At 68.5% G+C, this 23,859-nt stretch carries 22 protein-coding genes; 6 read left to right on the top strand and 16 right to left on the bottom strand.

Features of this window, described 5'->3' with window-relative positions:
• Nucleotides 1-18: 18 nt before the first annotated feature.
• From AT699_RS26970 to AT699_RS26950, 6 genes are all read right to left on the bottom strand, one after another.
• Nucleotides 19-738 (bottom strand): hypothetical protein, encoded by a 720-nt coding sequence (locus AT699_RS26970; protein WP_024070458.1) that lies wholly within the window; start codon nucleotides 736-738, stop codon nucleotides 19-21.
• A 103-nt stretch (nucleotides 739-841) separates the two neighbouring features.
• Nucleotides 842-2,251 carry an aminotransferase-like domain-containing protein gene (locus tag AT699_RS26965; protein ID WP_020926248.1) on the bottom strand — a complete coding sequence of 470 codons (1,410 nt, stop codon included), beginning with the start codon at nucleotides 2,249-2,251 and terminating at the stop codon, nucleotides 842-844.
• Nucleotides 2,252-2,276: 25 nt separating this feature from the next.
• A complete protein-coding gene (locus tag AT699_RS31260) occupies nucleotides 2,277-2,417 on the bottom strand; it encodes a DUF2474 family protein (protein WP_020926249.1) in 141 nt (46 codons plus the stop codon).
• Entirely contained in the window at nucleotides 2,417-3,424 is a 1,008-nt protein-coding gene (gene cydB / locus AT699_RS26960; RefSeq protein WP_006385823.1) for a cytochrome d ubiquinol oxidase subunit II, read from the bottom strand. The genes AT699_RS31260 and cydB overlap by 1 nt, the downstream gene beginning before the upstream one ends.
• Nucleotides 3,425-3,428: 4 nt before the next feature.
• On the bottom strand, nucleotides 3,429-4,865 hold the full coding sequence (locus AT699_RS26955) for a cytochrome ubiquinol oxidase subunit I (RefSeq protein WP_024070457.1): 1,437 nt from the start codon (nucleotides 4,863-4,865) through the stop codon (nucleotides 3,429-3,431).
• A gap of 314 nt (nucleotides 4,866-5,179) precedes the next feature.
• Entirely contained in the window at nucleotides 5,180-6,046 is an 867-nt protein-coding gene (locus tag AT699_RS26950; protein WP_024070456.1) for an EamA family transporter, read from the bottom strand.
• A 144-nt stretch (nucleotides 6,047-6,190) separates the two neighbouring features.
• Here AT699_RS26950 and AT699_RS26945 point away from each other — a divergent pair, with 144 nt between their 5' ends.
• On the top strand, nucleotides 6,191-7,087 hold the full coding sequence (locus AT699_RS26945; RefSeq protein ID WP_006385828.1) for a LysR family transcriptional regulator: 897 nt from the start codon (nucleotides 6,191-6,193) through the stop codon (nucleotides 7,085-7,087).
• A 32-nt stretch (nucleotides 7,088-7,119) separates the two neighbouring features.
• On the opposite strand, the gene phbB is transcribed toward AT699_RS26945, so the two are convergent.
• From phbB to AT699_RS26910, 7 genes are read right to left on the bottom strand one after another with little or no spacing between them, the layout of a single operon-like run.
• A complete protein-coding gene (gene phbB, locus AT699_RS26940) occupies nucleotides 7,120-7,866 on the bottom strand; it encodes an acetoacetyl-CoA reductase (RefSeq protein ID WP_006385829.1) in 747 nt (248 codons plus the stop codon).
• The gene (locus AT699_RS26935) at nucleotides 7,856-8,338 is read right to left on the bottom strand and encodes a hypothetical protein (RefSeq protein ID WP_024070455.1); all 483 of its coding nucleotides are present in this window, start codon (nucleotides 8,336-8,338) and stop codon (nucleotides 7,856-7,858) included. The genes phbB and AT699_RS26935 overlap by 11 nt, the downstream gene beginning before the upstream one ends.
• A 47-nt stretch (nucleotides 8,339-8,385) precedes the next feature.
• A complete protein-coding gene (locus AT699_RS26930) occupies nucleotides 8,386-9,513 on the bottom strand; it encodes an ABC transporter permease (protein WP_024070454.1) in 1,128 nt (375 codons plus the stop codon).
• A gap of 3 nt (nucleotides 9,514-9,516) precedes the next feature.
• Complete coding sequence (gene rbbA / locus AT699_RS26925) at nucleotides 9,517-12,270, bottom strand: ribosome-associated ATPase/putative transporter RbbA (RefSeq protein WP_058207497.1); 2,754 nt, start codon at nucleotides 12,268-12,270, stop codon at nucleotides 9,517-9,519.
• On the bottom strand, nucleotides 12,270-13,337 hold the full coding sequence (locus AT699_RS26920; RefSeq protein WP_020926257.1) for an HlyD family secretion protein: 1,068 nt from the start codon (nucleotides 13,335-13,337) through the stop codon (nucleotides 12,270-12,272). Before AT699_RS26920 ends, rbbA begins: the two co-directional genes overlap by 1 nt.
• Nucleotides 13,334-14,842, bottom strand: coding sequence for an efflux transporter outer membrane subunit (locus AT699_RS26915; RefSeq protein ID WP_024070452.1), 1,509 nt, complete (start codon nucleotides 14,840-14,842; stop codon nucleotides 13,334-13,336). Before AT699_RS26915 ends, AT699_RS26920 begins: the two co-directional genes overlap by 4 nt.
• A 2-nt stretch (nucleotides 14,843-14,844) precedes the next feature.
• Nucleotides 14,845-16,365, bottom strand: coding sequence for a PHA/PHB synthase family protein (locus AT699_RS26910; RefSeq protein ID WP_024070451.1), 1,521 nt, complete (start codon nucleotides 16,363-16,365; stop codon nucleotides 14,845-14,847).
• Nucleotides 16,366-16,601: 236 nt separating this feature from the next.
• Between AT699_RS26910 and AT699_RS26905 the strand changes: the two genes are divergently transcribed.
• Nucleotides 16,602-17,204, top strand: a complete 603-nt coding sequence (locus AT699_RS26905; protein WP_058207495.1) for a TetR/AcrR family transcriptional regulator — start codon at nucleotides 16,602-16,604, stop codon at nucleotides 17,202-17,204.
• 99 nt (nucleotides 17,205-17,303) lie between these two features.
• Nucleotides 17,304-18,887 (top strand): EAL domain-containing protein, encoded by a 1,584-nt coding sequence (locus tag AT699_RS26900; RefSeq protein ID WP_307190364.1) that lies wholly within the window; start codon nucleotides 17,304-17,306, stop codon nucleotides 18,885-18,887.
• 11 nt (nucleotides 18,888-18,898) lie between these two features.
• On the opposite strand, the gene AT699_RS32120 is transcribed toward AT699_RS26900, so the two are convergent.
• Nucleotides 18,899-19,246 carry a hypothetical protein gene (locus AT699_RS32120; RefSeq protein WP_058207493.1) on the bottom strand — a complete coding sequence of 116 codons (348 nt, stop codon included), beginning with the start codon at nucleotides 19,244-19,246 and terminating at the stop codon, nucleotides 18,899-18,901.
• A gap of 96 nt (nucleotides 19,247-19,342) precedes the next feature.
• Between AT699_RS32120 and AT699_RS26890 the strand changes: the two genes are divergently transcribed.
• The 3 genes from AT699_RS26890 to AT699_RS26880 all read left to right on the top strand — a co-directional run bounded on the left by AT699_RS26890 (nucleotide 19,343) and on the right by AT699_RS26880 (nucleotide 20,691).
• Nucleotides 19,343-20,005 (top strand): hypothetical protein, encoded by a 663-nt coding sequence (locus AT699_RS26890; RefSeq protein ID WP_054499208.1) that lies wholly within the window; start codon nucleotides 19,343-19,345, stop codon nucleotides 20,003-20,005.
• Complete coding sequence (locus AT699_RS26885; RefSeq protein WP_006385840.1) at nucleotides 20,005-20,238, top strand: helix-turn-helix domain-containing protein; 234 nt, start codon at nucleotides 20,005-20,007, stop codon at nucleotides 20,236-20,238. Before AT699_RS26890 ends, AT699_RS26885 begins: the two co-directional genes overlap by 1 nt.
• Nucleotides 20,239-20,322: 84 nt before the next feature.
• Nucleotides 20,323-20,691, top strand: a complete 369-nt coding sequence (locus AT699_RS26880) for a DUF4156 domain-containing protein (RefSeq protein ID WP_006385841.1) — start codon at nucleotides 20,323-20,325, stop codon at nucleotides 20,689-20,691.
• On the opposite strand, the gene kch is transcribed toward AT699_RS26880, so the two are convergent.
• Complete coding sequence (gene kch, locus AT699_RS26875; protein WP_370445606.1) at nucleotides 20,688-21,878, bottom strand: voltage-gated potassium channel protein; 1,191 nt, start codon at nucleotides 21,876-21,878, stop codon at nucleotides 20,688-20,690. The genes AT699_RS26880 and kch overlap by 4 nt on opposite strands.
• Before the next feature lie 439 nt (nucleotides 21,879-22,317).
• Entirely contained in the window at nucleotides 22,318-23,133 is an 816-nt protein-coding gene (locus tag AT699_RS26870; RefSeq protein WP_024070445.1) for a winged helix-turn-helix domain-containing protein, read from the bottom strand.
• Nucleotides 23,134-23,859: the final 726 nt, after the last annotated feature.

Here is a 23,859-nt window from a genome sequence, read left to right as displayed (position 1 = left end):
GCGGGCGGGATTTCGGAGTCAGGCAGGCAGGTAGTGCCGCAGGCAGGCCAACAGCACCGGCTCGTTGTCGATGCCGGAGCGGTCGATCCTGTGGGTCTTGCCGCGCGCGACGACGATCAGCGTCTCGTCGGTTTCCATGCCTTCGCTGTCGGATTGGGTGCGGATGGTGTCGATGCTTGCCCACGGGATCTGCTGTCCCTTGTGCACCAGGCCGGCGGCGTTCATGCCCACGGCGCCGAAGGCGACGGTGGCGCCGGCGTCGATGCGGCGCCTGGCATCGGCTTCGAGATTGCCGCCCACGCGCGCCTCCAGCAGGTCCAGCAGCGCATCGGCATCGTCCCAGATGGCCAGGCGCAGCCGCAGGCGTCGGCCGTCGGTCAGCGTGAGCAGCAGATGGTCGCGATTGTGGCGATGACGCATCGAGGCGATGTCGGCATAGGGTACCGCCAGGGGACCCAGGCGCAGCGCCCGCTCGTCCAGCGTCAGCGCGGCGGGCGCGCGCCACCACGCGACCAGGTCCGAACCCCGCCACAGCAGGTAGCCCACGGTCGGCAAGGTCAGGAAGAAGACCAGCCACATGGCGCGATAGCGCAGCATCTCGACCAGCAGGCGGCGCGGCAGCAGCCAGATGTCAATGGCCGCCAGCAATTGCGCGGAGAACAGATACAGCAGCGCCGCCGCGCCCAGGTAGCAACCCAGCGCGTAGCGCGGCAGAATACGGGGAAATGAAGCCGTCATGGAAACCGGCCGCGACGCGGCACCGTTCTGGAATTTGAAGGCTTGGCACTCTAAGGCGATGTCCGGCGAGGCGGGGTTTCCAACTGTATCAATATTGCGGATTTCATGTCGCCATCAGCTTGCCCAGCGTCGCCATGCCCTGTTCCATCGCGTCGCTCCAGGGATGTCCGCAGTTCAGCCGCAGGTAGTTGCCGAACGCGCCGGAGGACGAGAACAGCGGCCCGGGCGCGATGCTGATGCCGTGGTCGAGCGCCGCGCGATGCAGTCGCAGGGTGTCGATGCGCGCGGGCAGTTCGACCCAGGTGAAGTAGCCGCCGAGCGGCCGCGTGGCGCGCGTGCCCTTGGGAAAGTAGCGCGCCACCGCCTGCAGCATCTCGCCCTGCTGCAAGGCCAGCGTCTGGCGGAACTGGCGCAGGTGGCGGTCGTAGCCGCCCTGCGACAGGTAGGCGGCAATCGCCGCCTGCGTCGGCGCGGCGGTGGCCAGGCTGGTGGTGAGCTTGTTGCGCATGATGGCGCGGGTGTAGCGTCCGGCCGCGACCCAGCCGACCCGGTAGCCCGGCGCCAGCGTCTTCGAGAAGGACGAGCAGTGCATCACCACGCCCTCGTGATCGAAGGCCTTGGCGGGCCGCGGCCGATTGGCGCCGAAGTACAGTTCGCCGTACACGTCGTCCTCGATCAGCGCGACGCCATGGCGCGTCAGCAGCTCGACCAAGGCTTCTTTCTTGGCCTCGGGCATCAGGCTGCCCAGCGGGTTCTGGAAGGTCGTCATCAGCCAGCAGGCGCGCGGCTGGTGTTGCTGGATGGCCCGCTCCAGCGCCTGCAGGTCGATACCCTCGCGCGGATGCGTCGCCACTTCGATCGCGTGCAGCTGGTTGCGTTCGAGCGACTGCAAGGCGGCGTAGAAGGTGGGCGATTCCACGATCACGGCGTCGCCGGGCCGGGTGACCGCGCTCAGGCACAGGTTGAGCGCGTCGAGCGCGCCGTTGGTGATGATGATGTCGTCCACCGGCACCGTCAGCCCGTCGGCCAGGTAGCGCAGGGCGATGGCGCGGCGCAAGGCTGCGTCGCCCGGGCTGAGGTCGTCGATGGAACCCCACGGGTCCAGCTGCTGCACGGTGGCGGCCATGAATTTCGCCAGCCTGCCGTACGGCAGCAGCGACGGGCTGGGAAACGCCGAGCCGAACGGCAGCATGTCGCGCCGCAGGGTGGCGTTGAGCACCTGCAGCACGTTGTCGCTGACGTCCACCGGATGGCGGCCGGCGGCGGCGCTGGACAGATCTTCGGGCTCGGGCAGGCTGGCCTGCGAGGCGCGCAGCACGTAGTAGCCGGAACGGTCGCGCGCGCGGATCAGCCCACGCGCTTCCAGCAGGTAGTAGGCCTTGAACACCGTCGACGGACTGACGCCGCGGCTGGCGCTGGTCTGGCGCACCGAGGGCAGGCGGTCGCCCGCCTGCAGCAGCCCTGACAGGATCGAGGCGGTGATCTCTTCGGTCAGCCGTTCGTAGCGTTTCATGAGGGGATCCGGAGAAGACGGCGTTTCAGGTCGACATGCCGAGGGCGCGCATCACCAGCCGCAACGCGCCGGCGGCCAGGCCCAGCGACGCCACGCCGCCGGCCCAGATCAACAGCAGCCACAGCAGCCGGCTGCGCCAGGAGGGCAGGGAGCTCGGCGCGGCCATCAGTGAAACGCCTCGCCGGTGCGCACCTTGCCGCGGAACACGTAGTAGGACCAGGCGGTGTACATCAGGATAATCGGAATGATGGCGAGCGCGCCGACCAGCGCGAAGCCCAGGCTCTGCGGCGGCGCGGCCGCGGTCCAGATCGACACGTCCGGCGGAATCACGGCGGGCCAGATGCTGATGCCCAGGCCGCTGTAGCCCAGGAACACCAGGCACAGCGCCAGCACGAACGGCCCGGCGTCCGGCTTGCCGCGCACGCGCCGCATCAGGTCGATACCGGCGGCCGCCACCAGCAGCGGCACCGGCAGGAACCAGAACATGTTGGGCAGGCTGAACCAGCGCTGCGCGATATGCGGCTGCGCCAGCGGCGTCCACGCGCTGATCGCGGCGATCACGGCCAACAGCGCCAGCGTCAGCGGCCGCGCCAGCGCGCACATGTGGCGATGCAGGCGGCCCTCGGTCTTCATGATGAGCCAGGTGCAGCCCAGCAGCGCATACGCCACCACCAGGCCCGCGCCGGTGAACAGCGAGAACGGGCTGATCCAGTCCCACGGTCCGCCCTGGTAGGCGCGCTCGACCACCGGGATGCCCTCGATGTAGGCGCCCAGCGTCACGCCCTGGAAGAAGGTGGCGCAGAGCGAGCCCAGCACGAAGGCGCGGTCCCACAGCGGGCGGTGGCGCGGGTCGGCCTTGAAGCGGAACTCGAAGGCCACGCCGCGGAAGATCAGCCCCAGCAGCATGAACACCAGCGGCAGGTGCAGCGCGCTCAGGATCACCGAGTAGGCCAGCGGAAACGCGGCCAGCAGCCCCGCGCCGCCCAGCACCAGCCAGGTCTCGTTGCCGTCCCACACGGGCGCCACGGTGTTGACCATGGCGTCGCGTTCCTCGGCGTCGCCGACCAGCGGAAAGAGGATGCCGATGCCCAGGTCGAAGCCGTCCATTACCACGTACATCATCACGCCGAACAGGATGATGACGGCCCATATCAGTGCAAGGTCGATGCCCATGGTGTCAGGCTCCTTTGAATCCAGGTTGCGCGGACGGGGCGTCCGCCGAGGTGGAGGCGGCCGACAGCGGCCGCGACGGCTGGCGCGGTTCGCCCGGGCCGCCGGACAGCGGCGCATGGCCGGGCGCCGGGGTCGGACCCATGCGGATCAGGCGCAGCATGTACGACACGCCCGCGCCGAACACGAACAGGTACACCACCACGAACAGCGCCAGCGTCAGCGTCAATTCGCCCAGGCCGTGGCGGGTGGCGGCGTCGGCCGTGCGCATCACGCCGTAGACGATCCATGGCTGGCGGCCGATCTCGGTCACGTACCAGCCGGCCAGGATCGCCACCAGGCCGGAGGGCCCCATCCACAGCGCGAAGCGTTGCAGCGCGCGCGACTGGTACAGGCGGCCGCGCCAGCGCGCCCACAGCGCCCAACCGGCCAGCAGGATCATCAGCATGCCCAGCCCCGCCATCACGCGGAACGACCAGAACACGACGGTGGCGTTGGGCCGATCCTCGGGCGGATACGACTTCAGTCCGGGGAACTGGCCGTCCCAGCTGTGCGTCAGGATCAGGCTGCCCAGGCGCGGCACGTTGAGCGCGTAGCGGGTCTCTTCGCGTTCCATGTCGGGGATGCCGAACAGCGTCAGCGGCACGCCCGCGCCCGGCTCGTTTTCCCAATGGCCTTCGATCGCGGCGATCTTGGCGGGCTGGTGCTTGAGCGTGTTCAGGCCGTGGAAATCGCCCACCACCGCCTGCAGCGGCGCCGAGATCGCCAGCATGGCCATCGCCATCGCGAACATCTTTTTCACCGTCGGGCTGCGGTCGCCGCGCAGCAGGTGCCAGGCGCCGGACGCGCCCACCATCAGCGCGGTGGCCAGGAACGCGGCGATGCCCATGTGCGCCAGGCGGTAGGGGAACGAGGGGTTGAAGATCACCGCCAGCCAGTCGGTCGGCACCACCCGGCCGTCCAGGATCTCGTAGCCCGCGGGAGTCTGCATCCAGCTGTTGGACGCCAGGATCCAGGTGGCCGATACCAGCGTGCCCAGCGCCACCATGATGGTCGCGAAGAAGTGCAGCCCCGGGCCCACGCGCGACCAGCCGAACAGCATCACGCCGAGAAAGCCCGCTTCAAGAAAGAATGCGGTCAGCACTTCGTAGGCCAGCAGGGGCCCGGTGACACTGCCGGCGAAATCGGAGAAGAAGCTCCAGTTGGTGCCGAACTGGTACGCCATCACCAGGCCGGACACCACGCCCATGCCGAAATTGACGGCGAAGATCTTGGTCCAGAAGTGGTAGAGGTCGCGGTAGACGGTGTTGCGGGTGCGCAGCCAGCAGCCTTCGAGCACGGCCAGGTAGCTGGCCAGGCCGATGGTGATGGCCGGAAAGATGATGTGAAAGGAAATGGTGAATCCGAACTGTATTCGGGCAAGCAGTAGCGCGTCGCTATCCATGGCGGGTGATTCCTGACTTCAAGGCCCGCGCGATCCTGCCGCCACCGGGCGGCGCGCGCGGACAGGCCGATGCCTGTAGCGCCAAGATAGGCCGGTGGCGCTGCGCAGTACAGATTCAGAAACGTCAAGAAAAAGCGGATCAGTTTGCCGACACCAGGCAGATGGAGTGCGGTGCCGCATAGCGGAAAAGGGCCATTTCCGAGAAAAGGGCCAGATCCCTACGTTACAAAAAAAGCAGCGCAGCGGGAACGCTGTGCTGCCTGGTATCGCCCTCCTGCGGGAGCAAAACGGCAAGGTCGCCGGCGGGTTGGCTCCTAGGCGGGTTTGGTTGACACGCGCCGCTGCACCCGCTGGCTCAGCCACACGCTGCCCACCACGATCGCCATCCCCGCCATTTGCGCCGCGCTCAGGCGCTGGTCGAGCAAGGCCCAGCCCAGCAGAACGGCCGACACCGGGCTCAGGAAGCCGAGCGACGACACCACCGCGGGCTCCAGCCGCGCCAGCCCGCGGAACCAGATGACGTAGGTCAGCGCCGCGCCGACCAGGCCCAGGTAGGCGATGCCCAGCACGTTCAGCGTGGTCACTGGCGGCAGCGCCGGCTCGGCCAGCAAGGCGACGGGCAGGAGCAGCGCGCCGCCGGCGGTCAATTGCCAGGAGGTGAAGGCCAGCGCCGACACCGGCGGCTGCCAGCGGCGGCTCAGCACCGTGCCCAGCGCCATCGACGCGGCGCTGGCCAGGCCTGCGGCCACGCCCACCGGATCCAGCGCCGCCTTGGGGCCCAGCACCAGCAGCGCCACGCCGCCGATGCCGGCCAGCGCCGCCAGCACCGCCAGGCCGCGCACGGGCGTACCCAGCAGGGCACGCGCCAGCAGGATCACGATGAGCGGCTGGATCGCGCCCAGCGTCGCCGCCACGCCGCCCGGCAGGCGATAGGCGGCCACGAACAGCAGCGCCCAGAAGATGGAGAAGTTCAGCGCGCCCAGGATCGCGCTGCGCAGCCACCAGATGCCGCGCGGGATCTGGCGCACCGCCAGCAGCAGCAGGAGGCCGGCCGGCAGGGCGCGCAGCATCGCCACAGTCAGGGGATAGCCCTGCGGCAGCATCAGGGTGGTGACGACGTAGGTGCTGCCCCAGATGGCGGGGGCGGTGGCGGTCAGAAGCAGGTCGGTGCTGCGGCTCATTATGGGTTCCTGGCGGCCGGCGGTCGCCACGATGGCCGGCCGACGACTTCGAAACCGACAGGCTAATTGATTAGCGCTGATACGATAATATCCATTCTGATGGCGACATCATTCACTACTAGTAAACAATAAACGGGCCCGTCCATGGACCACCTCACCGCGCTCAGGGTCTTTCGCCAGGTGGTCGAGCAAGGCGGCTTCGCCGCGGCCTCGCGCCAGCTCGGGCTGTCGCCCGCCGCCGTCAGCAAGAACATCGCCGAACTGGAGGCGCATGTGGCGGTGCGCCTGCTGAACCGCACCACCCGCCGCATGAGCCTGACCGAGGCGGGGAGGCAGTACTACGAGCAGGTCGCGCGCATCCTCGATGACCTGCACGATGCCGACATGTCGATGGGGCCGCTGCAGCAGGAACCCACTGGCACGCTGCGGGTCAGCGCGCCCATGTCCCTGAGCCTGACGCTGCTGGCGACCGCCATGCCGCGTTTCCTGGCGCGCCATCCGCGCCTGTCGCTGGACCTGCACCTGGAGGATCGCCGCATCGACCTGATCCGGGAAGGCTTCGACGTGGCCATCCGCGGCAGCGACAGGCTGGAGGAATCCAGCCTGGTGGCGCGCAAGCTGATGACGCTGGAGCATGTGCTGTGCGGCGCGCCGGCCTACCTGCGCCAACATGGCGAGCCACAGGCGCCCGCCGACCTGCGGCGCCTGGAATGCGTGCGTTTCACCCTGTCGGGGCATGCCGACGAATGGACCTTCCAGCGCGCCGGCCAGGTCGAACGCGTGCAGGTGCGCGGGCGCTACAAGGTCAATTCCAGCCTGGCGGTGCGCGACGCGTTGCGCGCCGGCCTGGGCGTGAGCCTGGTGCCGCGGGTCTACGTGCAGGCCGACCTGGAGATCGGCGCCTTGCGCCAGGTGCTGACGGATTGGACGCCGGTGGAGACGGACGTGTACGTGGTGTATCCGTCGCGGCGCCACATGGTGGCGAAAGTGCGGGCGCTGGTGGACTTCCTGGTCGAGGAACTGGCGCCGCCGGCGGCCTGAACCGCCGGCGGCGCCGCAGCGCGCGAACCGCGTCAATACATGTGCTGTCCGCCGTTCATGGCGACATTGCTTCCCGTCATGAACGCCGCCGCATCGCTGCAGATGAACGCCACCAGCGCGGCGATTTCGTCGGGCTGGCCCAGCCGGCCCAGCGGAATCTGCGGCAGGATCTTCTCCTTGAGCACGTCTTCCGGCACGGCCTCGACCATGCGCGTGGCCAGGTAGCCCGGCGACACCGTGTTGACCGTGACGCCCTTCCTGGCCAGTTCCAGCGCCAGCGATTTGGTGAAGCCGTGGATGCCGGCCTTGGACGCGGCGTAGTTGGTCTGCCCGAAGGCACCCTTGGAGCCATTCACCGACGAGATGTTGACGATGCGTCCCCAGCCGCGGTCGGCCATCGGCCCGCACAGGGGCTGCGTCATGTTGAACATCGAATCGAGGTTGCTGCGCAGCACGTCGTTCCAGTTCTCGTAGCTCATCTTGCGCAGGCTGGCGTCGCGCGTGATGCCGGCATTGTTGACCAGGATGTCGATCTGGCGGCCGTCGTCGGCCAGGCGCCGCGCCAGCGCCTGGCAGGCGTCGTAGTCGGCCACGTCGACCTTGACCATGTCGTAGCGGCGGCCGGCGGCCGCCTCCTGGTCGAGCCACTGGCGCGTGGCCGCTTCGCTGGCATGGCAGGTGACGATGACATCATGGCCGGCATCGAGCAGCGCCCGGGCAATGGCGCGCCCCAGGCAGCCGGTGCCGCCGGTGACGAGCGCGGTGCGTTTAGTCGCCATGGCGCGCTCCGAACTGGCTCGCTTCGCGCATGGCCGAGCAGGCCGAGGTCATCTGATCGCAATACGACGACCACATGCGCGTCAGCGGCGAATCGGCCAGGCCGCCGCTGGCCGCCGCCGAGGCGTTGCGCAGCCAGCCGCTCACGGCTTCGCTGACGCCGGCGGCCAGCGCCGCCTGGTCTTCCAGCGCGGCATGCGTGATGGCCTGGCTGGCTTCGAGTTGGCACTGCCATTGCTTGCGCGTGACCTCGCCCAGCGCGGGGGCGATGTTCTGCCAGTTGCCGTCGAGCTTGAGCGGCGCCAGCGTCGACAGGTACTGGCCGGTGCCGTCGCTGGCCAGGCGCTGGCCCAGCTGCAGCCAGCGCTGCTGGCTTTCACGCGCCAGTGCAGCCAGGCGCTGGCAGTAGGCGGCGTTGGCGCCCGCGAGGTCCTGGGGCGTGGAAGCGGTGGTCTTCCCGGTGGTCTTCTTCATGATGCGTCCTTTTAAGAGAGTGGTAAGGGGCAACGAATGCACAGGCCTCACGCCATCTGGCTGAGGGTCTTGCGGAAACGGGTCAACGAGAAGGCGAACAGGACGCTGCCGATCAGCGCCAGCGCCAGGAACGGTTGCCATACGACGCCCAGGCCGGCGCCGCGAAAGAGAATCGCCTGGCCGAGTTCCACGAAATGGGTGGTGGGGGCGGCCAGCATGATGTTCTGCACGAAGTCCGGCATGCTTTCGCGCGGCGTGGTGCCGCCGGACAGCATCTGCAGCGGCAGCAGCACCAGGACCAGCAGCATGCCGAACTGCGGCATGCTGCGCGCCAGGGTGGCCATGAAGATGCCCATGGAGGTGGTCGCGAACAGGTGCAGCGCCACCCCGGCCAGGAACAACGCCACCGATCCCTCGACCGGCACGTGCAGCAGGCCACGCACGACGAATGTCAACGATAGCCCAGCCGACACCAGGACCACCAGCCCCATGGACCAGACTTTCGCCAGCATGATCTCGGTCGGTGTTACAGGCATGACCAGCAGGTGCTCGATGGTGCCGTGCTCGCGCTCGCGGATCAGCGCCGCGCCCGTCAGGATGATGGATAGCATCGTGACGTTGTTGATGATCTCCATCAGGCTGCCGAACCAGGCCTGCGTCAGGTTGGGGTTGAAGCGCATGCGCACCGCCAGGTCCACCGGCAGCTCGGTCGGCTTGCGGTAGCGTTTGACGAATTCGTTGATCTCGTCGGTGATGATCTGCTGGATGTAGCTGCTGCCGGTGAACGCCTGGCTCATGCGGGTGGCGTCCACGTTCAGCTGGATCTCGGCCGGCCTGCCGGCCAGCACGTCGCGCTGGAAGTTCGGCGGCACGTTGACCACGAAGGTGTAGCGTCCGGCGTCCATGCCGGCGTCGGCCTCGGCCGACGTGACCATCGCCGGCCGGGTGAAGTGCGGCGGGTAGAACGCCGAGGTAATGCGCGCGGACAGCGGCGAGACGTCCTCGTCCACCACCGCGATGGCCGCGTTGTGCAGCGACTCGGGCACGGCGGTCGCGGCCGTGTAGATCATCAGCGTGAACGACACGAAGATCAGCACCAGCATCATCGGGTCGCGCGCCAGGCTCCACAGTTCCTTGACGCCCAGGCGGAAGATATTGGCGGCATGTCGCGGCATGGTTCAGGTCTCCTGCTTTTTCAGAAGCAGCGCCGAGGCGCCCAGGATCACCGGAATGGCGATCAGCAGCGGCCAGAACGAACCCTGCAGGTTGGAGAAATCCAGCGCCTTGCTGAACACGCCGCGGCTGATCGTGAGCATGTGGGTGGCGGGGTAGACCTGGCCGATCAGCTTGCCGGCGCCTTCCAGCGAGGACACCGGATTGAGCAGGCCGGCGAACTGCACCGCCGGCACCAGCGTGCCGATCATGGTGAAGAACAGCGCCGCGATCTGGCTGCGGGTGAAGGTCGAGGCCAGCAGGCCGATGGCGGTGGCCACCACGTTGTAGATCAGCGCGGCCGCCAGCAGCGTGGTGAAGCTGCCGGTGATCGGCACGCCGAACAGCGTCACCGCCAGCAGCGTCATCAACAGGAAGTTCAGCATCGCCAGCGCCACATAGGGCGCCTGCTTGCCCAGCAGGAATTCCAGCCGCGTCACCGGCGTGACGTACAGATTGATGATCGAGCCCAGCTCCTTCTCGCGCACCACCGCCAGCGCGGTCAGCATGGCCGGCATCATCAGCAGCAACAGCGGGATCACGGCCGGCACCATGGCCGGCAGGCTGCGCACGTCGGGGTTGTAGCGAAAGCGTGTCTCGATGCCGACCGCCTGCGTGGCGGCGGCGCCCAGCCGTTCGCGCGCCTGCTGCTGCAGCCAGCCCTGGTGCATGCCGAGCACGTAGCCGCGGATGGTCTCGGCGCGCTGCGGCATGGCGCCGTCGATCCAGACGCCGACCTGCGCGTTGCGGCCGCGCTCGGCGTCGCGCGCGAACCCCTGCGGAATCTCGATCGCCAGCGACAGCTCGCCGCTGCGCATGCGCGCGTCCATGTCCTGGTAGCTGCTGATCGGCGGCTGCTCGATGAAGTAGCGCGAGCCCGCCAGGTTCAGGCTGTAGTTCTGGCTCAGCGTGGTCTGGTCGCGGTCCATGACCGCGTAGCGCAGGTCTTCCACGTCCAGGCTGATGCCAAAGCCCATCACGAACATCAGCAGCAGCGAACCGGCCAGCGCCAGGGTGGCGCGCACTGGGTCGCGGCGCAGCTCCAGCGCCTCGCGCCACATGTAGCTGAACATGCGCTGCATGCTGAAGCCGCGCGGCTCGTGCGCGGCTGCCGGCGCCTGCGCGACAGGCGCCTGCTCAACATCCCGCGCCGCGTCGGGTGCCGTGCCCGCGCCCGCATCGACCAGGTAGGCGATGAAGGCTTCCTCCAGCGTCTTGGCGCCGCGCATCCGGGTGATCTCGTCGGGCGAGGCGCTCACCAGCACCTTGCCCGCGTGCATCAGCGACATGCGGTCGCAGCGCTGCGCCTCGTTCATGAAGTGCGTCGAGATGAAGATGGTGACCTGGTCCTGCCGCGCCAGCGCGATCAGCAGGCGCCAGAAGTTGTCGCGCGCCACCGGGTCCACGCCCGAGGTCGGCTCATCCAGGATCAGCAGTTCGGGCTTGTGCACCATGGCCACCGCCAGCGACAGGCGCTGGCGCACGCCCATCGGCAGGTTCTCGGGCAGTTCCTCCAGCGCATCGCCCAGGCCGAAGCGCGCCGCCATCTCGGCGACGCGGCCGGGGATGTCGGCCTCGGGCACATGGAACAGCCGCGCGTGCAGCACCAGGTTCTGCCGCACGGTCAGTTCGCCATAGAGCGAAAACGCCTGCGACATGTAGCCGACGCGGCGGCGCGTGTCGATGTTGCGCGGGTCGACTTCGGCGCCGAACAGCCAGGCCTTGCCTTCGCTGGCCGGCAGCAGGCCCGTCAGCATCTTCATGGTGGTCGACTTGCCGCAGCCGTTGGATCCGAGAAAGCCGAAGATCTCGCCCTTGCGGATGCGGAAATTGACATGGTCCACCGCGACGAAGTCGCCGAAGCGCATGGTCAGGTCGCGCGCCTCGATGGCGATGGTGGCGTCTTCGTCCAGCGCCAGCGGCGTGATCTCGACGGGTTGGTGGCCGCGCCGCTTTTCCTCGGGCAGCAGCGCGATGAAGGCGGCTTCCAGCGAGCCGGTGCCGGTGCGCTGGCGCAGTTCGTCAGGGGTGCCGGTAGCCAGCACGCGGCCTTCGTCCATGGCGATGAGCCAATCGAAACGCTGGGCCTCGTCCATGTAGGCGGTGGCGACGATCACGCTCATGCCCGGGCGCTCGCGCCGGATCTGGTTGATCAGGTCCCAGAACTGCGCCCGCGCCAGCGGGTCGACGCCGGTGGTGGGCTCGTCCAGGATCAGCAGGTCGGGATCGTGGATCAGCGCGCAGCACAGGCCCAGCTTCTGCTTCATGCCGCCGGACAGCTTGCCCGCCGGGCGCGACAGGAACGATGCCATGCCGGTGCTGCGGGTCAGGCTGTCGATGCGGCGGCGGCGCTCGGCCTCGCCATGGCCGAACAGGCGGCCGAAGAATTGCAGGTTCTCTTCCACCGACAGGGTGGGGTAGAGATTCTTGCCCAGGCCCTGCGGCATGTAGGCGATGCGCGGGCAGACGTCGTCACGGTGGCGCTTGCTGGCCATGTCGCCGCCCAGCACCTCGATCGCGCCCTCCTGCACCGCGCGCGATCCGGCGATCAGCGCCAGCAGGCTGGACTTGCCCACGCCGTCCGGCCCGATCAGGCCGATCATGCGGCCGGCGGCAATGTCGAGCGTGATGCCATCCAGCGCCAGCGTCCTGCCGTAGCGCAGCGACACCCCCGACAGCTTGACCACCGGGGCGGGGGAGGCCGTCGTGGTCGCGGTCATCACGGCACCTTGACTTCAAGGTTGGCGGGCCATTGCGCGTCGGCGTCCAGCTTCAGCCAGGCCACGCCCGGCAGGCCGGTCTTGACCTGGCGCAGATGCTGGCGCAGCAGCTCGGGCGCGATCTGCGCCTTGACGCGGAACATCAGCTTCTGGCGCTCGGTGGCGGTCTCGACGGTCTTGGGCGTGAATTGCGCGGTGCTGGCCACGAACGACACCTTGGCCGGAATCACGTACTGCGGCGCCGCGTCCAGCACGATGCGCACGTCCTGGCCCAGGGCGACGCGGCCGGCCGCCTGCTCCGGCAGGAAGAAGGTCATGTAGACATCGGCCAGGTCGACCATGTTCAGCACCTTGCCGCCCGCGCCCAGCACTTCGCCGGCCTGCGCCACGCGGTACTGCACGCGGCCGTCGCGCGGGGCGCGCAGTTCGCTGTCGGCGATGTCGGCCTCGATGCGGGCGATGGTGGCCAGCGCGGCGTTGACCGCGGACTGGGCGCCAACCTGGGCGGCCTTGGCGGCGTCGATGGCGGCCTGTGCCGCCTTGACCTGGGCGCGCCCGGCGTTGACGGCGGCCTGCGCGCTGCGCACCCGGGCGCGGTCGTCGTCCAGCTCCTGGATCGACGAGGCGCCTTCGCGCGACAGCGTCTCGGAACGCGCCAGGCGGCGGCGCGCCGCGTCCAGCTCGCTTTCGCGCTGCACCACCACAGCCTCGGCGGCCAGCTTGTCGCTTTCGCGTTGCGCCACCTGCGCGCTGGCGCTGGCGGCATTGTTGACGGCCTGCTGGTGCTGGGCGCGGGCTTCCTCGCGCTGCGCCTGCAGCGTGTCGATCTGCATGCGGGCCAGCGGCTGGCCGGCGCTGACGAAATCGCCTTCGGCCACCAGCACGTCCTGCACCCGCCCGGCCAGCTTGGTGGCGACGTCGACCTCGGTGGCTTCGATGCGGCCGTTGCCGCTGACGAAGCCCGCGCCCGGGCCGGTGTCGGACAGCATGCGCCAGCCGTAGTAGCCGGCGGCCGCCACGGCCACGATCGCGAGCAGGGGAATCAGTTTTCGGGTGGGCAGCTTCATGATGCGGATCCTGTGTTGAGCGGCGCGGGAGCGGCGGGGGCGGGCTGGGCTCCGGGTGGGGCGGGCGGCGCGGCGCGCGCCTGCGAGCCCCCGCCCAGCGCGGCGTACAGGCCGACACGGGCCGACAGCAGCGCGCGGCGGGTCTGCACCAGCGTCTGCTGGGCGGCCAAGAGGTCGCGTTGCGCGTCCAGTACCTCCAGATAGGGCGAGGCGCCGTGGTCGTAGCGCAGCTTGGCCAGCCGCGCGCGTTCGCTTTGCGCGTCCACGGTGGCGCGCAATACCTGCACTTGTTCGGCCAGCCAGCGGCGCGCCGACAGGGAGTCGGCGACATCCTTGAAGGCGCCCTGGATGGCGCGCTCATAGCTGGCCACGGCCTGGTCGCGCCGCACTTCGGCCAGGTCGAGGTTGGCGCCGCGGCGTCCCGCGTCGAAGATCGGCAGGTTGATGCTGGGCGCGAAATTCCAGGCGCGGCTGCCGCCGCCGAACAGGCCGTCCAGTTCGGCGCTGGCGCTGCCGAACGCGCCCGTCAGCGTGATGCGCGGAAAGAAGGCGGCGCGCGCCGCGCCGATGTTGGCGTTGGCGGCACGCAGCTGGTGTTCGGCGGCGACGATGTCGGGCCGATTGGTCAGCAGGTCCGACGGCAGCCCGGCCGGCAGGTCGCGCATGACGCTGTCGTCGTCCAGGCCGGCGCGCGGCAGCGGCTGCGCCAGTGGCTGGCCGGTCAGCAGTTCCAGCGCATGGGCCTGCGTGGCGCGGGCCTGTTCCAGGTCGGCGCCAAGCGCGCGCGCCTGTTGCCAGAGCGTCTCGACCTGGGTCAGGTCCAGCTTCGAGATCGAGCCCACCTCGTAGCGCCGGCGGAAGATGCGCAGCGACTCCTCGCGCGAGGCGATGGTTGCGCGCGTCAGCGCCAGCCGCTCATCCAGTTCGCGCAGCGTCAGGTAGCTGTCGGCCACTTGCGCGATCAGGCTCAGCGTGGCGGCTTCGGCGGCGGCGTCCGAGGCCAGGTAGTTTTCCAGCGCGGCGTCCTTGAGGCTGCGCACGCGGCCCCAGAAGTCCAGTTCCCAGGCCGCCATGCCCACGCCGACCTGGTACTGGCTGGCCACCTGCGGCTGGCCGGTGAGGTTCAGGTCGCCGGGCGTGCGGCCGCGGCTGCCGTCCGCCTGCGCGCCGATCGTGGGGAACTGGTCGGCGCGCTGGATGCCGTAGAGGGCCCGCGCTTCCTCGACCCGCAACAGCGCCGTGCGCAGGTCGCGGTTGTGCGCCAGGGCGTTGCCGATCAGGCCTTGCAGCACGGGATCGGTGAAGTAGCCGCGCCAGTCGACCCGCGCCGCGCTTGGCAGCGAGGCGTCGGGCGCGGCGGCCTGGCCGGGATAGACCGCCGCCACTGGCGCCGTGGGCCGGACGTATTGCGGCGCCATCGACACGCAGCCTGGCGCCAGCAGTACGGCCAGGGCGGCCGGCGCCAGCCGGGCGGCGCGCCATCGCGCAAGGGGACGGCGGTTCATGCTCATTGCTCCATCACATAGGTGCCGGGCGCGTCGCCCAGCGCGGGGTAGCCCTTGCGCGCGGCGCCCATCGAGGGGGGCCTGGCCGGCTTGCCGGACAACCCGTCCAGCCAGGCGCGCCAGTGCGGCCACCAGGAACCGTCGTGCGGCGTGGCCGCCGCCAGCCAGGCGTCCGGGGCCAATGCGGGCTGACCCGCCGCGCGCAGCAGGCTGCGAAAGCGCCGCCGCGGATGGCCCGGTTCGCTGACGATGCCGGCGTTGTGACCGCCGCTGGTCAGCACGAAGGTCAGCGCGGCAGGCGACAGCTCGTGCAGCTTGTAGACCGAACGCCATGGCGCCACATGATCGGTCTCGGTGCCGACGCAGAAGGTCGGCAGGCGCAGGTCCTGCAGCCGCACCGGGCGGCCGTCCACGGCGTAGCGGCCGGCGGCCAGGTCGTTGTCCAGGTACAGGTGGCGCAGGTATTGGCCGTGCATGCGGGCCGGCATGCGGGTGGCGTCGGCGTTCCAGGCCTGCAGGTCGTTCATGGGGCGGCGCTGGCCCAGCAGGTATTCCGAGGTCATGCGCGACCACACCAGCTGCTGCGCGCGCAGCAGCTGGAATGCGCCGCTCATCTGCCGCGCCGGGAAATAGCCCAGCGCCGCCATTTCGGCCTCCATCAGGGCGACCTGGAACGCGTCGATGAACAGGCCCAGCTCGCCGGGCTCGCTGAAGTCGGTTTGCGCCGCCAGCAGGCTCAGGCTGGCCAGCCGCGAGTCGCCGTCGCGCGCCATGGCGCTGGCGGCCATGGCCAGCAGCGTGCCGCCCAGGCAGTATCCCGCCGCGTGCACCGCCGCGCCGGGCACGATCGCCGCGATCGCTTGCAACGGCTCGCGCACACCCAGGCGCAGGTAATCGTCCAGGCCCAGGTCGCGGTCGGCGGCCGTGGGGTTTTTCCACGACACGCAGAACACCGTATAGCCCTGGCCGACGAGATAGCGGATCAGCGAGTTGTGCGGCGACAGATCCAGCACGTAGTACTTCATGATCCAGGCCGGAACGATGAAGATCGGCTCGGGCCGCACCTGGCGGGTCGCGGGCCGGTACTGGATCAGTTCGGCCAGCGGATTGCGCAGCACGACCTTGCCGGGCGTGACCGCCACCTCGTGGCCGGGACGGAACTGTTCGGCGCCGGCCGGCGGCAGGCCGCCCAGCTGGCGCAGCCCGTCTTCCCAGGCGGCCTGCGCGCCGCGCAACAGATTGGCGCCGCCTTCCCGCAAGGTCTGGCGCAGCACCAGCGGATTGGTGCATGGGTTGTTGTCCGGGGCCCACCACTCCAGCCATTGGCGCACCATGAACGCGGCCAGGTCGCGCTGGTGGCGATCCGCCAGCGGCAGGGCGCGGACGCAGGCGTCCCAGTTGCGCTGGGCCTGCTGGAAGCCTTGGCTCCACAGGGCATAGGGCCATTGGCGCCAGGCGTCGTCATCGAACCGGCCCGCGCGCAGCGCGGTCTGCGGGAGGGCTGGCGGGTTCCGTTTCGGCATGATGGCTCCAGGGCGCGCGGGCGGCGGGAATGCCGCTCGCGAGGCCGGATCGTCGCGCATCCGGGCTTGTGGCCCGGTGTCGGACCAATCCGACTCAAACGTCTTGAACGCATTGTGCCGCCGCGGTGGTGATCAATCCTTGATCAGAATCAAGTTAGCGACTGACTGGTCGGTTTTTAATGGTGCTGTTGGCTGGCGGCGGCGCTGCCCGCCAATCCGCAATGGGAGCAGGGGTGATGAGTTCGCAACGTCAGCGTCTCCCTCCTACCGTGCGCGTCGGGCAGATCCTCGATGCCGCGCTGCAGGAGTTCTCGGCCGCCGGCTACACCGGCGCCCGGATGGATGACATCGCCTTGCGCGCCGGTCTGTCCAAAGGCGGCCTGTACGCGCATTTCGCCAGCAAGGAGGAAGTCTTCGAGGCGCTGCTGGCGCGCTACCTTTGCCCACCGCGGCTCGACGCCCGTGCCCTGGTCGAGGGCTCGACCACGCCGCGCCACCTGGCCGAACGCCTCGTCAACCATCTCTATGCCAGCCTGGCCAATCCGGCCATGATCAGCGCCATGCGCCTGCTGCTGGCCGAAAGCCTGCGCGTGCCGCACCTGGCGCGGCGCTGGCGCGAACAGACCGCCGACGCGCACCAGGCCGACATCGCCCAACTGCTGGAGCTGGCCCGCGCGCGCGGCCTGTGCGGCGATGGCGCCGCGCTGCGGCATCCCTGGCTGCTGCTGTCGCCGGTGGTCCACGCCATCTTCATGGCGATCCTGCTGGGCCCGGACGAGCGCCTGAACCTGCCGCAGCGGCGCGAAGCGCACGTGGCGCTGATCTGCGACCTGCTGTAGCCGCGCGCCTGCCTTCGGCGGCGGCGTCGCCGTGGATGCGCGGGGCCGCGCCGCCCTGTATCCTTGCGACACCCCCATGACTGACGCTGCGAGGAAGATGTGCCCACCTCAGGAATGACGGTCCGCGTGCCGTCCTGGCGCTATTTCCCGGTGGCACTGGCCCTGGTGCTGCCGGTGCTCGGTTGCATCGGCTGGACCTGGCTGCACGCGCTGAGCACCGAGCGCGCCGAAGCCGCCACGGCGGGCCGGATCGTGCGAGTGCAGACCGGCCAGATCATGGCTCGCGCCCTCGACATCCTGCCGCGGGTCACGGCCCTGTCCGCGCAGTCCTGCCAGACGGCGCGTCCCGACTTGTACCGCTGGGGCACGCTCAATCCGTATTTCCGCTCGTTGTTGCTGGTCAAGCGCGAGCACATCTATTGCTCGTCGGCCTTGGGCGAGGTGGACTACGAGACTGGCGCGTTCCACCGCTGGCCGGTCGGCACGCCGCCGACACAGTGGTTCGTCAGCGTGTCCGGCACGCCCCTGGCGCCCGACCGCCCGGCCTTGCTGCTGGGCATGGCGGGCGAGGACGGCCGCGGCGGCGTGGTGGTGGTCGACGGCCGCTACGTGCAGGACCTGCTCAACGCGGTGTCGTCGCTGGGGGCCTACCAGCTCGAAGTGACGCTGGGCCGGGGCGCGCCCATCCGCAACGATGCCTGGGGCACGGCGGCGGCCGAGAGCCTGTTTGAGTCGACCGAGGCGGTTGCCGGCCGCGGCGACCTGGTCATCAGGGTGATGGCGCCGTCCGAAACCGTGGTGCGCGCCTGGCAGCAGCTGCTGGTCACCTATCTGCCCGTGGCGATGCTGTGCGGGGCGTTGCTGGCCTTCGGCGCCTACCGCCTGCAAGTGAACCGGCAGTCGTTCAAGGAGCAATTGCGCCGCGCCATGGACGCCGATGAGCTGCACGTCGAATACCAGCCGGTCTACGGCAAGGCCACCGGTCGCTGCGAAGGCGCCGAGGCCTTGATGCGCTGGACCCGGCCGGGCGTGGGGCCGGTGCGGCTCGACATCTTCATCGCGGCGGCCGAGGCCGAAAACATGATCGTGCCGCTCACGCAACACTTGCTCAAGCTGATCCAGCGCGACATGCAGGCCTGGAACACGCCGCCCGATTTCCATATCGCCGTGAACGTGGCGCCGGAACATCTGTCGAGTCCCGCCCTGGTCGCGGACATCCAGGCCTTTCGCGGCGCGATCCGGCCGTCCTTGATGGTGCTGGAAATCACCGAACGCAGCCTGATCTCCGACAATGGCCAGGCCCGCCGCAATATCGACGCGCTGCGCGCGCAGGGCGTTTTCGTCGCGATCGACGATTTCGGCACGGGACATTGTTCGCTGTCGTACCTGCAGATGTTCCCGGTCGACTATCTCAAGATCGACAAGGGCTTCGTGCAGGCCATCCAGGACAACGGCGAGGAAGCGCCGGTGCTGGACGTGATCATCACGCTATCGCACCGCCTGGGCTTGGCGGTCGTGGCCGAGGGGGTGGAAACCCCTGGACAATTCACTTACCTGACCGAGCGCGGCGTGGCATTCATCCAGGGCTACCTGTTCGCGCGGCCCATGCGGTCGGCCGACTTCGTGCGCTGGTATGCCGACAAAGCGGCCGAGCCACCGGTGCCGGCCACGCTTCGGGGCTGAGCGCGGCGCGCTCACTCCATGGCCTGCGCGGGCCGCCCGGACGCCGATATCTGCCAGGGCTTGCCGCGATCCTTTTCGTCCGCCGCCTCCGAAGCCGTTCCGGTCCGGGGCAATGGGCCCCGGTCACAACAGGCGCATGCCGCCCCGTCGCGCACGGACGGGAAGCCCAGCCTTGGCAAGGTCGGCAATGCAAAGCGCTGGCCCAGTGACCAGACGCTGGCGGTGCGCACGGCCGGCGCGCCCCTGTCGCGGTGGCAGGCCCGGCCAGGCGTGTCCCGCCCACAGGCGCAAGCCGACGCCAGCGCCATGAACAACAAGGCCGCGGCGACTAGCGCGGCGATCGCGATGGCTGACCGCATGGTTTTCCTTTTAGGATAAAAAATTATCGTTTGACGATAATTTGTTGCTACACTACAGCAACGTCATTACCTTCGCAACGTGTTCTGGAGGCTCCCGTGGCCGCAGCGCTGACTTCGACTCCCACCCAACAAACCCCGCCCGCGCCGCCAGGGCGCGACCGGTTTGAACGCATCCGCGTGCTGTCGCGATGGATGCGTGGCCTGCTCATCGCCGTGGCGCTGCTGCTGGTCGCCGCACTGATCGGCATGTGGTTTTTCACCGCCGAGGCGGTGCTGGCGCGCGGCATCTATTCGTTCCTCGGCATCACCCCGTCGCCGGCCTCGGTCGACAGCGCGGCCGCCCATGTCGGGCTGGCCGGACCGCCGCCCGCGCCGCACCTGCAGTTGGGGCCGGGCTACCGGCTACTGGGTTTCGCGCTGTTCGGGGCGCTGGCGGGGCTGGCGTTGCGCGGCATCGCGCACGCCTACGCGATGTTCAGCGATTTCGGCCGGGGCGATGTGCTCACGGTCGCCACCGCGCGCCGGCTGCGCGGCATCGCCTTGCTGGTCACGGTGTTCAGCGCGGCGGTGCCGGTGTTGAAGACGGTGCTGGCGCTGGTCCTGACGCTGGCCAACGGACCAGGGCAGGGCCCGCACATGCTGATCGATATCGACGTCAGCGACATCCTGCTGGCGTTGCTGGGTGGCCTGCTGTTTTCGCTGGCCTGGGCCATGGAAGAGGCGGCCCGGGTCGCGGAAGAGAACCGGGGGTTCATCTGATGGCGATTGTCGTGCGGCTGGATGTGATGCTGGCGCAGCGCAAGATGAAGGCGCGTCAGCTGGCCCAGGAGATCGGCATCACCGAGCCGAACCTGTCGCTGCTCAAGTCGGGCAAGGTCAAGGGCATGCGTTTCGACACGCTCGAACGCATCTGCGAAGTGCTGCAATGCCAGCCTGGCGACCTGCTCGAATACCAGCCAGGCCCGGCGGCGGGCGACGAAGCCCCCGACTGACTCCCTCCCGTTCCTGCTTTCCCCTGCGCGTGGCGCGTGGCCATGCGTGGGATTCCCACGTCCTTTCGATGGATGCCTGCCGTCATGCAAACCCTGTCCCGCGATGCGTCGCGTATCGCTTCTTTCCTGGCCTGCGCCACCGCGCTGGCCGCCTGCGCGCCCATCGCGCTGACACCCGGCGCCGCGAGCGTGCGCATCACGCACAACGAACCCGGCAAGGAATGCGTCTTCCTGGGCGATGTCACCGGTAGCCAGGGCAACTTCCTGGCGGGAGCGATCACCTCCAACGCCGACATGGAAACGGGGGCCCGCAATGACCTGAAGAATCGCGCCGCCGCGATGGGCGGCAACGTGGTCTATCTGTTGACGCAGCGCGCCGGACAGACGGGCGGCAAGGATCACATGGAGCAGACCAACGTCACGCTGTCCGGCAATGTCTATCGCTGCGGCTAGCGTTGTGGCGCCGCCTTGGCGAAGAAGAGGTCGGTGATCGATTGGCTGTCCAGCGGCTCGCCGTTGATGGCGCGCGTCAGCAGTTCGGCACCGAGCAATTGCACCGAGAACACCAGGTCGGGCTGCACCCGCCGGATTTTTTCCAGGTGCTTGCTGGTGTTGACCAGGGCCACCGTCCTGGCGCCCTGTTCTCCGGCGGCTTCCTTGGCGGCCAGCACGATGAAGGCGTTCTCGGCGTCGTCCTCGCGCAGCGCCAGCACATAGCGCGCGCGGGTCACGCCCGCGCTGCGCAGCACCTCGACGCTGGAGGCATCGCCTTCGATCAGGTCGGTGGCGGCCGGGTACTCCTGCGGCGCGCCGGCAGGCACGATGACCGTGACCTCGTCGCCGCGGCGCCGCAGGCCGTCGTAGACGCTCATGGCCAGGGGCGTGGCGCCGGCAATGATGATGTGGTTTTTTCTCATGGCGGTGGAAAACCGGCCCTTGACCAGCCGTTTCAGGTTGCCGCCGATCACCGGGCCGGCGATCGCGCTGATGGAGGTGGCGAAGACGGTGATGCCGAGAATGATAATCGACGCGGTGAACAGCCGCGCCGCGTTGCTGTGCGGCGTGATGTCGCCATAGCCCACCGTCGACATCGAGACGATGGAAAAGTACAGGGCGGTCGCCGCGTCCTTGATGGGCGGATTGAATTCCTCGCCCAGGTACAGCGTGCCGAACACCGCATAGATCAGCAGCGACACCATGCTGACCAGCGCGAACAGCGAGCCGGCCGTGACGCTGGCGCGATCGAAGCGGCGCCAATAGGCGACCAGCGCCACCACCAGCACCAGCGTATAGATGCCGAGTCCGGCGCGGCCGCTGTCGCCCAGGATGGCGAAGGTGCCGATGCCGATCAGCAGCACCAGCGAGAAGGCCCAGGCGATGCGCGCCTTCAGGATCAGGCCAAGGGCGATGATCTGCAGCCCCACCCCCAGCACCAGCCGCGGGATCTCCAGCAGGCCGACCACCTGCATCACGTCCCGCCAGTTGTCCAGCGCCAGCCAGAACGAATACTCGCGCGTCCGCACTTCGCGCAGCACCGGATGCATGAAGGCATACCCGTCCAGGGCCACCAGGATGGCGAGACACCAGTTGGGCGGCACAAGGGAGATCACACGGCGCAGGCGGCGCGCGAGGCCGGTCAGGGGATTGGGCATGGCAGGGGCATCCTTTGCCTGCATTCTATAGGCGCCCGTCGGGGGCTTGCTATATCCAATATGTATAGAAGGCTATCAACAAAGAATTACTTGAATTGCGCCCGACGTCCTAAACTGCCTTCATCACGCGGCTATCCGAGAGGAACGCCGCTGATACGGGCGACGAGCCCGCCAGCTGCCAGGGCGGACGAAATCCCCGGGCGTTATCACGCTGCAGCTTGGGTGGGGACTAGAGACCCCAACCGGGCTCACGGCCAGTCCGTGCGTGAGTAGTATGAGGCACGAATGTTGGAATCGCGTGATCTAGGTAGAAGGCATCAGTGCCGGCTGATGACTCCAGGCTCACGTGTTGTTTTAGCGCGGCGTCTTACCTTCGGGGCAGCGCCGCGTTTTTTTCGCCCATCGCCAGGCTCCTGGCGCCAGCGTATCAGTAAGATGGCGCGCCCGCATCTGCGGTGTCGCGGCGCCAGGCCTCCTGTCCGTCCGGACGACTCTCCTCTCCTCCTTCCCGCGGATCCAGTTCCAGCGCGATATCCGCCGCGAACATATAGCCCCAGCCATGCACCGCGCGGATCGGCAAGGTCATGTGATTGGCCGTCGCCTTGCGCCGCAGCCGGCTGATCATGACGTCTACGAAGCGGCGCCGCGTGATGGCGCCGTCGGCGTCTTCGGCGCCGTCGGGATAGAACGCGTCGCGGCTGACCTTGCGGTCGGGCGCCTTCACCAGACGGGTCAGGAAATCACGCTCGCCCGTGGTCAGCCCGAGGCTGCGCCCGGCGGGGCTGATGAGGGTCCAGCCCTTGTTGGCCAGGCGCCAGGTTTCCTGCAGGGGGTCGTCGGGGGGCGGCTCGGCCACCGGTTCGGACAGGTCCAGGCCCACCGCGCGGCGCACCAGCGCCTGCAGCACCGCCGCCAGCTCCAGGCCGGTGACCTCCGGCGGCAGGCACGCGTCGGCGCCGCAGAGCAAGGTGCGAATGCGGTTTTCCTCGGCGCCGAAGGGCGCGATGGCGACGATGCCCAGGCTGCGGTCGATGGCGCGCAACCGTACGGCGGCGTTGTGGATATCGGGCAGCGGCGCTTCCAGGATGATCAGCGGGCAGGCGCGGCGGGAATAGCGGTCGTAGACGTCGGCCAGGTCGTGGCAGCGACGTACGCTGAATCCGAGATGGGACAGCGCTTGGACCAGCCGGCCGTGCCTGGCGTCGTCCTGGGCCAGAAAAATGACATCCAGTGTGTTGTTCATGGATGCCCGTCCGCGCCTGCGTTGCGTGTCATGCCCCTCTCCCTTTGCTGCGCCATGATGTGGCGGCATCTGGCGGTGTTGTCTGGTGGCGGGCGAAGGTCTGGGCTGGTGCCCAGCGTGTGGGCCGCGGCAGGTTGAGGCCGCGGTCGGGGTCCGGGGCGGCGCCTGGCTCGAGCGCGTTGCGCCCAGGCCGCCGATGATCCGATTCCGCATGGAAGTCACGCCCGTGTTTCATTTAAACACGGGCGTGTTTTTTTGTGAAGATACGTTTCTGTAGTTTCTGGTGGTAACAATTGACGCGAGGCATATTTCCGCGTGGCGCTTGGAACGCTGTTTGTTTTGCGTGGTTGAGACCTGAAGATATTAAGTATTACCGATACATTATTTTCTATTTTCACACGCCGAAAAACCATAAACTCGGGCCGGCGTTAACCCCGCGCCAACGTCGCGCGTCCGCGCGCGGCGGGTGCCGTCGGGATGGCGCCGTGCCGACCGCAAGCCGATGATAGAAAGGGGTTTTTTGCATCGCCGCGGGTCAGTTTCGCGGTGGCGGGGCAGGGGCCCGCACGGGGCCGGGAGGAGGGCGCCGCGATTTACGGATTAGCCACGGAATTGGGGTGCAATCCGTTTATTTGGCGGCAGTATTGAGATGTTTTAATCAAATAAATAAATTCATATTAATGTCTCAGGTTGATCGATTGGACACGTTTAGCCATCGTCTGCGCA

The sequence above is a fragment of the Achromobacter xylosoxidans genome (assembly GCF_001457475.1).
Lineage (GTDB): Bacteria > Pseudomonadota > Gammaproteobacteria > Burkholderiales > Burkholderiaceae_B > Achromobacter > Achromobacter xylosoxidans.
The sequence above is the reverse complement of the archived record's forward strand: the minus strand, read 5'-3'. Positions and strand labels throughout refer to the sequence as shown.

Bases quoted from the DNA above. Each gene is read 5' to 3' on its own strand.
- AT699_RS26905 (WP_058207495.1), top strand. From the start codon at position 16,602: ATGAGTTCGCAACGTCAGCGTCTCCCTCCTACCGTGCGCGTCGGGCAG.
- AT699_RS26955 (WP_024070457.1), bottom strand. From the start codon at position 4,865: ATGGATAGCGACGCGCTACTGCTTGCCCGAATACAGTTCGGATTCACC.
- AT699_RS26970 (WP_024070458.1), bottom strand. From the start codon at position 738: ATGACGGCTTCATTTCCCCGTATTCTGCCGCGCTACGCGCTGGGTTGC.
- AT699_RS31260 (WP_020926249.1), bottom strand. From the start codon at position 2,417: ATGGCCGCGCCGAGCTCCCTGCCCTCCTGGCGCAGCCGGCTGCTGTGG.
- AT699_RS26965 (WP_020926248.1), bottom strand. From the start codon at position 2,251: ATGAAACGCTACGAACGGCTGACCGAAGAGATCACCGCCTCGATCCTG.
- AT699_RS26880 (WP_006385841.1), top strand. From the start codon at position 20,323: ATGCAAACCCTGTCCCGCGATGCGTCGCGTATCGCTTCTTTCCTGGCC.
- AT699_RS26950 (WP_024070456.1), bottom strand. From the start codon at position 6,046: ATGAGCCGCAGCACCGACCTGCTTCTGACCGCCACCGCCCCCGCCATC.
- AT699_RS26910 (WP_024070451.1), bottom strand. From the start codon at position 16,365: ATGCCGAAACGGAACCCGCCAGCCCTCCCGCAGACCGCGCTGCGCGCG.
- AT699_RS26915 (WP_024070452.1), bottom strand. From the start codon at position 14,842: ATGAACCGCCGTCCCCTTGCGCGATGGCGCGCCGCCCGGCTGGCGCCG.
- phbB (WP_006385829.1), bottom strand. From the start codon at position 7,866: ATGGCGACTAAACGCACCGCGCTCGTCACCGGCGGCACCGGCTGCCTG.
- AT699_RS26870 (WP_024070445.1), bottom strand. From the start codon at position 23,133: ATGAACAACACACTGGATGTCATTTTTCTGGCCCAGGACGACGCCAGG.
- AT699_RS26885 (WP_006385840.1), top strand. From the start codon at position 20,005: ATGGCGATTGTCGTGCGGCTGGATGTGATGCTGGCGCAGCGCAAGATG.
- AT699_RS26930 (WP_024070454.1), bottom strand. From the start codon at position 9,513: ATGCCGCGACATGCCGCCAATATCTTCCGCCTGGGCGTCAAGGAACTG.
- AT699_RS26945 (WP_006385828.1), top strand. From the start codon at position 6,191: ATGGACCACCTCACCGCGCTCAGGGTCTTTCGCCAGGTGGTCGAGCAA.
- cydB (WP_006385823.1), bottom strand. From the start codon at position 3,424: ATGGGCATCGACCTTGCACTGATATGGGCCGTCATCATCCTGTTCGGC.
- rbbA (WP_058207497.1), bottom strand. From the start codon at position 12,270: ATGACCGCGACCACGACGGCCTCCCCCGCCCCGGTGGTCAAGCTGTCG.
- AT699_RS26935 (WP_024070455.1), bottom strand. From the start codon at position 8,338: ATGAAGAAGACCACCGGGAAGACCACCGCTTCCACGCCCCAGGACCTC.
- AT699_RS26920 (WP_020926257.1), bottom strand. From the start codon at position 13,337: ATGAAGCTGCCCACCCGAAAACTGATTCCCCTGCTCGCGATCGTGGCC.
- AT699_RS32120 (WP_058207493.1), bottom strand. From the start codon at position 19,246: ATGCGGTCAGCCATCGCGATCGCCGCGCTAGTCGCCGCGGCCTTGTTG.